Here is a 12516-nt window from a genome sequence, read left to right on the forward strand (position 1 = left end):
TAGTCCGTGTGATTCTTATTTTTTAGTCATTAGCGATGCCAAAAACTCACGGACTAAAGTCCGTGGGTACGTACACCTTTAATTCCCGTATTTCTGACGACAAACAGACAACCGGCTAACGGCTGTTCCTGCGATTCCTGCTGACTCAGCCCGGTTTTGGCCGAGGTGATGTACAAATCCTCCAGTGACTCGCCCCCGAAGGTGCAGGACGTAATCCGGGCGGCTGGCAGGTCAATCTGCTGAAGCCGTTCGCCGGTATTGGGGTTGCAGCGAATGACTTTCCAGCCATCCCACAAAGCGATCCAGAGCATGCCTTTTTCATCGATCGTCATGCCATCGGGAAAACCGTCTTCTTCCTCAAACTGAATCACCACGCGTTTATTGGCAATCGTGCCAGTGGTTATAGCATAATCATAGGCGACTACCTGCCGGGTTGGTGAGTCGATGTAATACAATAGCTGGTGGTCGAGGCTCCATGCCAGGCCGTTGGAACAGGTTACGTTTTCGACTTTGATGGAAACCGACTGATCATTGTCGAGCATGTACAACGCCCCGGCGCCGGGTTCGTCGGAGATTGACATGGTTCCCGCCCAAAACCGCCCGGCGGGGTCGCATTTCCCGTCGTTGAACCGGTTTTCGGGCAAATGAACTTCCGGATCGGCAATCGGAACGACGGTTTCGTTTTCCAGCGAAATCTCGTGAAAACCGTGTTGCAGAGCGGCAATGAAGTTTCCGGAAGGCAGGAGCGCAATCGCGCCCGTCATCTGACCGGTTTTGAAAATGCGGTGTTCACCGCTGGCCGGATAAAACGAATGGATTTCGCCCGGCAGAATATCCACCCATAAAATGCGTTGCTGATCCGCATCCCAAACCGGGCCTTCGCCCAACTGGCAGGCATGGTCCAGCACGACTTTCCAAGTTGTATTGTTCATAAATCGCTTTTCACGTACTCACGGACCGGCGGGCGCTCCCGTTTAGTCCGTGTTTTGCAATTGGATCACTAAAAAACACGGACTTTAGTCCGTGGGTACGCTAAGCATACCGGATGTAAAAGTACAGAACCATCGCGGTAACTAGGGCCCACCAGATAAAAGGATTTCGCAAACCGCGCTGCTGGTCGCGTTCGGCGGGGAGAAGAGAGAGACTTTCTTTGTTCCAGATCAGGTCAGCCAGTTCGGCTTCGGGCTTGGGTTTGGTCACCAGACTCACTAAAACACAGAGCAGCATGCACGTCCAGAATACGATGCCGGTGCGGTTGAAAAACGGCATCGTCGGAAACAGGATTTCGAGCGCAATCGACAGCGGAATGGTCAGGATTCCGGCAGTCAGGGCGCCGGCGTGGGTGGTGCGTTTCCAGAGAATGCCGAGCAGGAACATCACAGCGATACCGGGCGTGAACAGGCCGTAGGCATTCATCAGGTACAGAAAAACCGGTTTGTCGGATTGGGTCATGAATAAACCCGTACACAAAATGCCGACGACAATGATCGTGGCTCCGGCAATTCGCCCAAACCGCACCGCCTGCGCGTCCGTTGCGTCTTTTTTGAAATACGTCAGGTAGACATCGACGGTCAGAATCGTGGTGCAGGAGTTGATGGCCCCGGAAAGGTGCGACATCACCGCCGAAATCAATCCGGCCATGACCAGCCCGACCAAACCGGCTGGCAGCAGATTTTCGACCAGCGTGGAAAATAGCAAATCCGGTTTGTCCAGATTCGGGAATAATTTGGGAGCCACCAGGGCCGGAACCGTGATAATAACCGGAATCAAAAACTTCAGGTAATCACCGAATACGACGCCCATCCGCGCATGCCACTCGTTTTTGGCTGCCAGCACCCGCTGCACGATAAACTGGTTCGTCGCGCAGTAGAAAACGCTGATGCAGAGCGTGCCGCCGAGGTACATCGTCCACGGAAAATCCGGGTCGCTGGCGGGCAGAATCAGGTCCCAGTCTTTGGACGTTTCGATGACGGCGTCAACGCCACCAGCCGCATTGACGGTCGCGATCGTCAGCGCCACACCTCCCAGCACCAGCACGATCAATTGCAGCATTTCGGTCCAGATCACCGCCCGCAAACCGCCCGCAATGGTGTAAATACCGGTAAAAACCGCCAACACCAGCACGCTGGCAACCACCGGAATTCCCAACAGCGAATGCAACGAGAGTGCGCCGAGGTACAAAACTGCCGCAATTTCCACGAAAACGTAGGTCAACAAAATCAGTGATGCGTAGGTTGTCCGGGCGGCTGCGCCGAAGCGTTTTTGTAAAAATTCGGGAATCGTGTAAAAACCGTTGCGGATATAAAACGGCAGGAAAATCCAGAGCAGGGCGTTAAAACCGATCAGAATCGCCCCCCACTCCATCGCAATGGCCACAAAACCCCGGCTGTAGGCCACGCCCATTGCCCCGACCAGGTGATGGCTGCTGATGTTGGAGGCAATGATGCTGCCGCCGATCATCCACCACGGCAGTTTGTCACCCGCCAGAAAATAATCCCGCTTGGTTTTTTCGCCTTTGCGGGACGCATAAATGCCTAACGAAATAACCCCCAGGATGTAAACGCCAAAAATAATCAGGTCAAGCGTGGATAGATTCATGTTGGATCAGCGAGCGGGTAATACGGATAGCGGTTTCGGTGAGTAGCTCCAACGAACCTTTTTCGAAGGGAGATTGCCAGACAGGGTAAATATCAGTGTCGTATAAATCGGTGGGGGGTAAATAACCGGTCGAGCCATTCACGATATTCATGACCGCGACCGCATTCGGAGCCAGTTTTTCCCGCAGGATTTGCTGAAATTCGGAATACGCTTCGTTCGGTTGACCGACCAGAAGCGCATCGCCAATTCGCCAGACCCAGAGCGGCATTTTAGTCGTGTCGCCATCGCCGACGGTTTTCCGGATGCCGCGTTTCCGCCACAGCCGCTCTTTCAAAACATTGTCATTACACGCGGCCCATTGCGCTTCAATTTCGGCCAGTGATGGCAACGTTTTCAACGGCAATTCAACCTCAATCAGCTCGGTCAAAAGCGTACGGGAAGGCTCATAAGCGGTTTTCTTCCAGATTGCCAACGGTGCACCCGACTCGACGACCCCGTCAAAAGCAAGGCGGTTTTTCGGCGGCAAAACCGCTTCCAGGGTCGACAAAACCGCATAGCCCAACTGCCGCCCGTACGCATCCGGAATGCTGACATCCCCGACGTATTGTTCCCGTGGAGCCAGCTCTCCGCAAGCCCCCAGCAGAAACAGGGTGGGTGCGCTGGTGGCCGTTTCCACCACCTCGCGCATGGCCCCGATGTAGTCGGGCGAAATCAGGCGGTTTTGCCACGCCAGCGTCGTCGGGTGGCAGGCATAATTGACCAACGTTCCCATCGTTTTGCCCTCGTTGTTGACGATTTGTCCGACAAGAAGTGTATCATCGGCACTTTTTTCGGGATTCCAGCCGCAGACGAAGCGGTCTTTATCGACGTCTGGTAAATCCCGGTTGCTGGCCAGATTGCATTTGCCGTAATTCCAGGTCAGCGTGGCCGGTTCGGTTTTGGCCAGCGCCGTTTGAATGGCCTGAATCGCCCGTTGCTGAACCAATTGGAGATACGGTTCGACCAGATGCCCACCGGTTTTCGTGGCGTCATCCCGGCTGAGGCTCGGCCCGGCGTGGGTGTGCGACAGACAAAACAGCAGGCGTGATGCGTCCAGCGACACCGCTTCCAGAATGCCGTTGCGCAAAAACCGCTCGTCGTCGGAACTACGCCACCAGCCCAGATCGGCCCCGATCAACACCAGGGGTTGCGCTTCATAGGCGGTTTGAAATGTCACGCAGGTGAGCATCAGCGGGCGATGAATGCCTTCGGCGGCTTCGTGCGTAGCAGCCCCCCAATTGCGGGCGTAAATGCCCACCGGCGGGGTAATATCTTCCTGTGCCACACCGATCAAACCGGTGAAGGAGGATTGTTTATAATCGGGGTATTTTTGCGATTCCATTCAACAAAAATTTAATTCATTTTATACTTATCAGCCCACGGTTTTAACCGTGGGACCAACGCCAATTTTATCAAATAGACATAAACCGTTTTAACGGTTTGAAAATTCTAAAACCGTTAAAACGGTTAGCATCCTACGATTTCGATTTGTGAACCCACGATTAAAATCGTGGGCTGTTATTTTTCACACAATCATCCATATTCCACATTACTATTCGGTTTTTCGGGTTAACAACCGTTCAATTTCTTCCAATGATTTTCCTTTCGTTTCGGGAACGGTGATGGCAATAAATACGAAATAAACCAGCAGCAAAACCGCATAAATTCCGAAGGTAACCGGCATTCCGAACTGCGATTTCATAACGGGAAACGAGCCAATTACCAGAAAATTCGCCAGCCACAACGACAAAGTTGCCAGCGACATGGCACTTCCCCGAATGCGATTGGGAAAAACTTCGGAGAGAATAACCCACGTAACCGGGCCAATGGTGGCGGCATAACCGGCAATAAAAACCAGGATAAAAAACAAAGCCCAGTAACCGGAAAGCTGGAAGGAAAAGGCGAGCGACAACGCCAGAATATCGGCCGCCAGCAGTGCCGATCCAAATAACAAAAGCTTTTTTCGGCCCGCTTTGTCGATGGTGGCAATGGCGACAAACGTAAATATGCAGAGTATAACGCCCAGAATAACCGATTGCAGAAAAGCCGAATCTTCCGCAATACCGACCTGTTTAAAGATCTCAGGCGCGTAGGCAACGAGTGGGCCGCCCAATTGGGAAGCAAACGCAATGACCATCCCGGTCAGGACGATATGGAAAACATCTTTCCGAAATACCTGACCGATATTTTCTTTTATACTGGTCGAAAAACTGGCACGAATGGCGGCACTTTCGGTTTCGGCGTACGCTATCCCACCGATTTGATCCAGCACGGTTCGGGCTTCAGTTTCTTTCTTTTTACTGATTAACCAGCGTGGGCTTTCCGAAACAAAAAACAAACCGAAAAAGAACAATAAAGCCGGGACCGACTGCGACGAAAACATCCATCGCCAGTTGTTATCGCCGGTGTATAAAAGCAGATAATTGGAAAGATAAGCCAGCAAAACACCGATCGTAACGGCCAGTTGGTAGAACGAAACCAGCCGTCCGCGCAGGTAGGCCGGGGCCATTTCGGCGATGTAGATCGGGCAGACCAGAGCCGCACAGCCGATGGCCATACCGCTTAAAACCCGAAAAGCCACAAACAACGAAAAAGTGGTTGCCCAACCCGTACCAACACCGGTAATCGCAAACAGAAAAGCACTGATTAACAGCATTTTCTTCCGGCCCACCCGATCGCTCAGCCGACCGGAACCCAGTGCTCCGATGGCGGCTCCGATGCTGATGGAGCCGACCGCCCAGCCGGTTTGCAGGTCGTCGAGCTGAAAATGCTGGCTGAAAAAGTGAATCGTTCCCGAAATAATGGCCGTGTCGAAACCGAACAGAATGCCACCCAACGCGGCTATCGCATTGATCCGATAAATAAATCCTTTGTTATAAAGAAAATTGCCGGAAGAAGCGGTCTCGGTTGTCACCAGTACCAAAGCCATTTTACGTACAGTTAGGTGGGCATTCTACTTCGCTTTTGCCTTTTCTACACTCAGAAATTGAGTCGTATTTTCCAGAATACCGGACGCATCGTCGTGAAGGAATAAAGCATCATCCGGCACGGTTTGCAAAGGGGTAATACTGGAGGGTGTTTCCGTAATGTAAGGTGGATTCGACTGGCGGTTATACGCCGAAATGAGCGACCAACGGGGCGTATCGGAGAGATTCGCTTCGGAACGGTGTAAAATATTGCTGTGAAAGAAGAGCAGATCACCCGGTTTTAATTCGACGTAAACCAGCTCCATCGTTTGCAGGGCAAACTCGACATACTGCATCGACGCGCCGACCTGCTCGCCGGAAAAACCGTGTTCGACCCGGCCCATTTTGTGCGACTTTTTAATGACCTGCAAACAGCCGTTTTCTTGCGTCGCTTCGGTAATAGCCACCATCACCGAAATCAGCTGATCCGGAAATAAATAGCCGTTTTTATACCAATATCCGTAATCCTGATGCCACTCCCAAGCCCCGCCAACCTTCGGTTCTTTCTGCATCAATTTGGAATGAAAATGACAAACCGGAGCCTTTCCATCCAGCAGTTTATTTACCGAATCGACCATGCGTTCGCTGCGGGTCAGTAAACCGTATACGTCATCGCCCGGCGTAAACCACAACGCTAGTTTCGTTTTTTTACCGGCTTTATCGTCCAGATCAAAACTGTTTTTCTGAATCGCTTTGTCTTCAATCGCGACCCGGTACAGCTTCGCAACTTCGGTTTCGTTTAAAAAACCGGGAATAATTAAATACCCATTTTCCTGAAAAGATTCAACTTGTTCGTCGGTCAGCATAAAGGCCATATCAGTACGGGTTAAGTCAGTAAGGAAAGTCCGCCATCCATCAGCAGGGTGCTGCCGGTCATGTGTTCGTTCGCCGGGTGACAAAGCTGCACGACCTGTCCGGCCACCGCTTCGGCACTGATCAGTTTTTTGATCGGAACCCGGTTTCGGGCCTCCTCGCTCAGTTCGGGGTCTTTTTCCCAAAACCGGGCGCTTAAACCGGCATTCACGTAACCGGGCGCAATTTCGTTGACCAGAATCTGGTGCGGGGCCAGTTCCAGCGCCAGACACTGGCAGAGCATCCGCAAACCGGCTTTGGAAACGCTGTAGGCCGGAATGTGGGTATGAACCGAGTGGGCTGCCCAACTCCCGATGAACACCACCCGCCCCGGAAGCTGGTGGGCCAGCAGCCGGGCGGTGGCACTTTGGGTTAGGAAAAAAGCACCGTTCAGATTGACGTTGAGTTCGTTTGTCCACTGCTCCGCCGTGATTTCGTGAATCCCACCCACGGTGACGGTGGCGGCATTGGCGATGATGATGTCCGCAACTCCAAGGCTATTTTCCACCTCCGATACCCAGTTCTGTACGGCTTTTGCGTCCGACACATCGACCTGGGTGTAATGGGTGGCTATTCCGAGTTGCTCCAATTCGTCGAGAAACGCTGCGGCTTTCGCCGGTGGGCTGATGTCGCCGAGGGCGATGGCGGCTCCTTGCCGGGCAAATTCCAGCGCGGTGGCCCGGCCGATGTCACCCAGTCCACCACTAATCAGGACGATTCGTTTCGTAAATAAGTTGTCCACTATTCGTACGGTTTTCCCTTCTTGTAAATTTGAGCCGCTGCTACCAATCGCCCACGCTTCCGTCTTTGTAGAAAGTCCGTTGCAGCACTTCCTGCTCGAAAGGATGTTTTTTGACTTCGTCTTCGTTGATTTCGATGCCCAGCCCCGGCCGTTGATTTGGACGGACAATCCGGCCTTTTTCCTCAACCGTAAATCCTTCGCTCACCACATCGGTCCGCCAGGGAACGTCGTTGTGGACACTTTCGCAAATGATGTAGGAGGGAGAGGAAAAGCCAAATTCAATCGACGCGGCCGTGCTGACGGGCCCCTGTGGATTGTGTGGTGCAATGGATACCCGGTAGGCTTCGGCCAGAGCCGCAATCCGGCGGACTTCGGTCAGGCCACCGCAGTGCGTAATATCCGGCTGAATGACGCTGACGGCCCGTTTTTCCAGCATTTCGCGGAAGGCATGAACGCCAATCAGTCGCTCCCCGCTGGCAATCGGCGTTTTGACGGCCCGCTGAATCAGGGCAATGTCGTCCATCGTTTCGGGCCAGCACGGTTCTTCGAAAAAGTATAAACCGTACGGTTCCAGGGCTTTGGCAAACTGCATGCCCATGCGCGGGGACGGGCGGGCGTGGCAATCGACCATGATGTCGATACTGTCGCCGACGGCTTCGCGCATCGCTTTCACGCAGGCTTCGGCGTAATGAACCGGTTGCAGTCCTTCCAGCGACATCGTTTCGGGAACGGCCATCGATTTGAAGGCCGTAAAACCGTCGGCGACGGCTTGTTGGGCCAGTTCGCCAAAGCGGTTGGCATCGTCGGGTTTGGTCTGGTAAAAATCTTCCATTTTGCCGCCCCCCAAATGGCAGTACAGCCGGATGTAATCCCGAACCCGACCGCCCCACAACTCGTGGCAGGGAACGCCGTGGATTTTCCCGAGAATATCCCACAACGCAATGTCAATACCGCTGATGGCGGTGCCGCGCACAATGCCGTTGCCGTGCCAGAAATGCTGGCGGTACATCATCTGCCAGAGGTGTTCGATGCGCCGGGGATCTTCGCCGATCAGCAGTTGCGACAGGTCTTCGATTGCCCCAACCACCGCCCGCGTGTGCCATTCGAGCGTCGCTTCGCCCCAGCCCCATAAACCGGGTTGATCGGTTATTACTTTCACAAAAATCCAATTCCGCATCCGGGCATGGCAAACCTGGGTTTCAATGGCCGTAATCTTCATTCGTAGTTTACTGTTAATCAGGCGATTTGGGTGGACAGCGTTTTTTTGAACAGGTGACTGACAACATCCTCGGTTCGTTCGAGCGTTTCTTCAATATCCTGCACGCTGTGGGCGAACGAAATGCTGCCCTGTTTGATCGGAAGCGGGAAGTTAAAAATTCCTTTTTCGATCAGCTTCACGCGGTAGGTTTTATCCAGCGCAAAATCGTGGTGTTCGGCAATATCGTGAAAATCGACGGGCGCGTGGTCCATAAAATAGAGGCAATACGCCGAACCCTGCCGGGCCAGGTGGAACGGTCGTCCGGTTGCCGAAAAGATCGTGTTCAGGCCATCTTCCAGCATCTGACCGAGCGTGTTGACGTGTTCGTAGACGTTATGAACCGGCGACGTCAGTTTTTGCAGGGTTGCAATGGCGGCCACGGTGGTTAGCGGAAAGGCGTTGTACGTTCCCGCAATCAACACGCGTTTGGCCTTATCGGGATGGACGAAATAGTCCAGGTATTCTTTTTTGCCGCCAATGACGCCCAGCGGATACCCATTGGCGACCGCTTTTCCAAACGTACTTAAATCAGGTTGTATGCCACAAATGCTTTGGTAACCGCCGATGGCGTGGCGAAAACCGGTTTTTACTTCGTCGAAAATGAGCAGAAAACCGGCCTCGTCGGCCAGTTTCCGCAGGCCTTCCAAATAACCGGGTTGCGGTTTGACGATGCCGATATTCTGCAAAATGGGCTCGATGATCAGACAGGCGACCGGAAACCGCTTCAGAATATACCGAACGGAGTCGAGGTCGTTGTAGTTGATGACGTGAACCAGCGATTTATGCACCTCCGGAATCCCGGCCGACATGGCATCGAACGGGTATTCTCCGGGGCTCACCCGTGGTCCCACATCGGCCAGGCTACTGATGACGTTGCCGGCCACATCGTTGTGCCAGCCGTTGTAACCGCCCTGAATAATAATCACGTGATCGCGGCCCGTCACGGCGCGGGCGATCCGCATGGCGTGGTATGTAGCTTCCGAACCGGTGGACGTGATCTGGAGGCTTTCGACGGTCGGCACGTTTTTACAAAACAACTCCGCGAACCGTCCTTCCAGATTCGTCGGGCCAGCCCCCATCAAAACCGTATCGGAGCTCAGCGCCTGCCGAACGGCTTCGTTGATATCCGGATCGTTGTGCCCCAGGAAAGTAGCCGCAAAACCAGCCTGATAATCAATGTATTCATTTCCTTCAATATCCCACACCCGGCTCCCGTTTCCTCGCGTAAAACAGATATTAGGGTCCGATTTCCGGTTCAGAGATACAACTCCGCCCGGTATCCATTGCTCGTTGGTTTTGAGAACTTCCTCTGATTTCGGCCACTTATTCATTGTTAATTCAGGTTTATTCAGTTGATGTTTTTATGTTGACGGTATTCACGTGGTTAACGTACCCACGGACTTTAGTCCGTGTTTTTATTCACTCAATGAGTTAGCAGGATCTCACGGGCTAAAGTCCGTGGGTACGTCAGTCACCGAAACCGGTTACCGTTAATCAAAACTGGGGATTTTCAAATATTCGCCGTCTTTCAGGGCCGACTGGTGAGCCACGATACCCGGCGCGGTATAAGCCAGCGCTTCGTGAATGTTGACCAGCGGCTGACGGTTGTTGACGATCGCGTCGATGAATTCGTGGGTGATGAACGTGTGCGATCCGCCGTGGCCGCTGTTGTGACGCAGAGGGGCGGGCATCAGATCGGTTTCCCACCACATGGGCTGTTTGTAGGTTTCCACGACATTTTTGGCCACCTGAAAACCGCCGTGATCCAGTCCTTCTTTCGCTTCAGACCGGACAATCGTTGATTCGCCCGGTTCGGACTGCGGCATAAAAAAGCTCATTTTCTCGCCCCGCCATTCGCCCCGCTCCACGTTGCGCAGCGCCCCGCGCCAGTTGACTTCCACCCGAAACGGCGTGTTCTTATTGGTCTGGAAAAAAGCAGTTTCGTTCCAGAACGGATTTTTGTAGGGATTGCCTTTCAAAACCGGGCTGTCGTCGCCCCAGCCGACCCCGCTGACGCTCGTCAGTCGCTCGCCCGTGACCGAAATCAGGAACGAGGTGCAGTGCGTCGGGTACAGCATGGGTGGCAAACCGTGTCGCCAGGTCGGTTTTTTGTCCTCAAAATAAAGCACTTCCAAACCGGGGTGGTTGTATTCCGCAGCCGCGCTGAACAGCTTTCCGAATTCACCGGCCTTATACATTTTCCGAACCGACAAGGTCGTCTGCATGAAGGCGCTGGTTTCGGCCATCATGTAGGTTAACCCGCTTTTTTTGACGGCATCCCGCAGTTTGGCGCAGTCCTCCAGATTCAGAGCCGCCGGAACCGCGCACAACACGTGTTTTCCGGCTTTTAAACTGGCCAGTACGTGATTCGCGTGGTCGGGTGCGGGTGTTGCCAGAAAAACCGCTTCGATTTTGGGATCCTGCAGCAGTTTCTCCAGCGATTCGTAGCTTTTCGTACACTTGTACGTTTTCATCAGCGCATCCCGGCGCTCGGGACGCAAATCGCTGACGGCTTCGACAATGCAATTTGGATGTTCGTGGAAATAAAAACCGAGGCCAAACCGGCCACCGATAATGCCAATCCGCACTTTCCGATCCGCCGAGCGGTTTCCGGCAAACGCAAACCGGGAGGACACCGACAATGCGGCCGCCGATGTCCCGGCGATACTCAGAAATTGGCGACGATTGAGTGAAGGCTTCGTTCCGTTGTTAGTCATACCATTGAGATTCAATCAGAAAAATCGGGTTTAGGAATAAAATCAGCCTTACACATTCCAAAGTTTGTACTGCGGAATCTTCAGCGTTTCGCCATCTTTCACCGCCGACTGGTGGGCGACAATTCCCGAAACGGTCAGGTTCAGCGCCATCGCGATGTTAACGAGCGGGTGACGATCCTGCAGGATTGCCGTAATGAATTCGTCGGTCAGCCGTCCGTGCGATCCACCGTGACCACCGGATTCGACACCGGGCGGCAACGCCGGACGAGCCAGATCGGGCAGTGTTTTCACCAGTCCTTCGTATTTACCGTAAAACGAGCCTTTCTGCCCGCGAATCCGGCCCCGTTCGCCGTGGTCGCCGGGCGTGTCCCAACTGACGGCCATCCGCGACGTACCGCCTTCGCTGGTGCGGAACATGGCGATTTCAGAGCCGAAAATGTTGTTGTAGCGGTTATTACCGGGTTGCATTTGCTTGATGATACTCGGCATTCCCTGGCAGGAAACTTCCGTAAAACTGCCGCCGGTCACGCCCACGTAATAGGCGTTGGAGTGCGTCGGATAGAATTGGGGTGGCAAACCGACCCGCCATTCTTTGTAGGACGGCAGTGGATCGTCCATGTAGTGGTAATATTCACCTTCCGAATAAATGAGTTTGCCCAAACCGCCCGCATTGTAAATCTGGCGCATGGCGTACAAATCCTCGTGAAAGCACGACGTTTCGAACATCATGTATTTTTTGCCGCTGGATTTCACCGCTTCGTACAGCGCATCGGCATCTTCCAGCGACCCGAAAACCGCCGGAACCGCCGTGGCAACATGCTTGCCGTGCTTCAGCGCCAGTATGGCGTGTTTGGCGTGACTCGGGGCATCGGTTGCGATAAAAACCGCTTCAATGTTGTCGTCTTTAACGAGTTCTTCGATCGACGGATACGTTTTGGAGCAGTTACACGCCTTCGCCAGTTCGGCGCACCGATCTGGAAACAGATCGCTGACGGCCACTACTTCGACGTTCGGGTGGTTCTGGAAACCGAAGGCTGAGCCGAATTTGCAGAGGCCGTAACCAATGATACCGACGCGGATTTTCCGATTCGAAACCGCCACCCACTTTTTGGCACTGGCGGCTTCCTCGGTTTTCTCAAATCCCTGAATGGCCGGTTTGGCGGTTGCCGCCTGAGCGGTTTTCTTTCCGGTCGAACAGCCCGGCAGAACGCTCAGCGCCGTTACGCCCAGCCCCAGCGAATGCAGAAACGAACGCCGGTTGAACGGACTGGTTTCTTTTGGTGCTTTGTCCGATCCGCCGGACGAAGCCTGAGGGTTAATTTGATCGTTGATCATGGCGGAAAT

General features: G+C 53.6%; 10 protein-coding genes. All 10 read right to left on the reverse strand.

Translation table 11 applies throughout. The features are described from left to right. Positions 1–53: 53 nt before the first annotated feature. Positions 54–932: an SMP-30/gluconolactonase/LRE family protein gene (locus tag EHT25_RS28355; protein WP_124878825.1), complete on the reverse strand. Its 879-nt coding sequence runs from the start codon at positions 930–932 to the stop codon at positions 54–56. Between the two features lie 100 nt (positions 933–1032). Continuing rightward, positions 1033–2598, reverse strand: a complete 1566-nt coding sequence (locus EHT25_RS28360) for an SLC5 family protein (protein WP_124878826.1) — start codon at positions 2596–2598, stop codon at positions 1033–1035. After that, positions 2579–3979, reverse strand: a complete 1401-nt coding sequence (locus EHT25_RS28365) for a neutral/alkaline non-lysosomal ceramidase N-terminal domain-containing protein (RefSeq protein ID WP_124878827.1) — start codon at positions 3977–3979, stop codon at positions 2579–2581. Before EHT25_RS28365 ends, EHT25_RS28360 begins: the two co-directional genes overlap by 20 nt. Positions 3980–4189: 210 nt before the next feature. Next, entirely contained in the window at positions 4190–5566 is a 1377-nt protein-coding gene (locus EHT25_RS28370) for a sugar porter family MFS transporter (RefSeq protein ID WP_124878828.1), read from the reverse strand. 24 nt (positions 5567–5590) lie between these two features. After that, the gene (locus tag EHT25_RS28375) at positions 5591–6418 is read right to left on the reverse strand and encodes a phytanoyl-CoA dioxygenase family protein (protein WP_124878829.1); all 828 of its coding nucleotides are present in this window, start codon (positions 6416–6418) and stop codon (positions 5591–5593) included. A gap of 11 nt (positions 6419–6429) precedes the next feature. After that, complete coding sequence (locus tag EHT25_RS28380) at positions 6430–7197, reverse strand: SDR family NAD(P)-dependent oxidoreductase (protein WP_124878830.1); 768 nt, start codon at positions 7195–7197, stop codon at positions 6430–6432. Between the two features lie 40 nt (positions 7198–7237). Then, entirely contained in the window at positions 7238–8416 is a 1179-nt protein-coding gene (gene dgoD / locus EHT25_RS28385; RefSeq protein WP_124878831.1) for a galactonate dehydratase, read from the reverse strand. Between the two features lie 17 nt (positions 8417–8433). Further along, complete coding sequence (locus tag EHT25_RS28390; protein ID WP_124878832.1) at positions 8434–9786, reverse strand: aspartate aminotransferase family protein; 1353 nt, start codon at positions 9784–9786, stop codon at positions 8434–8436. A gap of 159 nt (positions 9787–9945) precedes the next feature. After that, entirely contained in the window at positions 9946–11172 is a 1227-nt protein-coding gene (locus EHT25_RS28395) for a Gfo/Idh/MocA family protein (RefSeq protein WP_124878833.1), read from the reverse strand. Between the two features lie 48 nt (positions 11173–11220). Then, complete coding sequence (locus tag EHT25_RS28400; RefSeq protein ID WP_124878834.1) at positions 11221–12507, reverse strand: Gfo/Idh/MocA family protein; 1287 nt, start codon at positions 12505–12507, stop codon at positions 11221–11223. Between the last annotated feature and the right edge of the window lie 9 nt (positions 12508–12516).

Origin of the sequence: Larkinella rosea (genome assembly GCF_003858635.1) — a bacterium.
Lineage (GTDB): Bacteria > Bacteroidota > Bacteroidia > Cytophagales > Spirosomataceae > Larkinella > Larkinella rosea.

Coding starts and splice junctions, on each gene's coding strand:
- EHT25_RS28370 (WP_124878828.1), bottom strand. CDS start 5,566: ATGGCTTTGGTACTGGTGACAACCGAGACCGCTTCTTCCGGCAATTTT.
- EHT25_RS28395 (WP_124878833.1), bottom strand. CDS start 11,172: ATGACTAACAACGGAACGAAGCCTTCACTCAATCGTCGCCAATTTCTG.
- EHT25_RS28375 (WP_124878829.1), bottom strand. CDS start 6,418: ATGGCCTTTATGCTGACCGACGAACAAGTTGAATCTTTTCAGGAAAAT.
- EHT25_RS28365 (WP_124878827.1), bottom strand. CDS start 3,979: ATGGAATCGCAAAAATACCCCGATTATAAACAATCCTCCTTCACCGGT.
- EHT25_RS28400 (WP_124878834.1), bottom strand. CDS start 12,507: ATGATCAACGATCAAATTAACCCTCAGGCTTCGTCCGGCGGATCGGAC.
- dgoD (WP_124878831.1), bottom strand. CDS start 8,416: ATGAAGATTACGGCCATTGAAACCCAGGTTTGCCATGCCCGGATGCGG.
- EHT25_RS28355 (WP_124878825.1), bottom strand. CDS start 932: ATGAACAATACAACTTGGAAAGTCGTGCTGGACCATGCCTGCCAGTTG.
- EHT25_RS28360 (WP_124878826.1), bottom strand. CDS start 2,598: ATGAATCTATCCACGCTTGACCTGATTATTTTTGGCGTTTACATCCTG.
- EHT25_RS28390 (WP_124878832.1), bottom strand. CDS start 9,786: ATGAATAAGTGGCCGAAATCAGAGGAAGTTCTCAAAACCAACGAGCAA.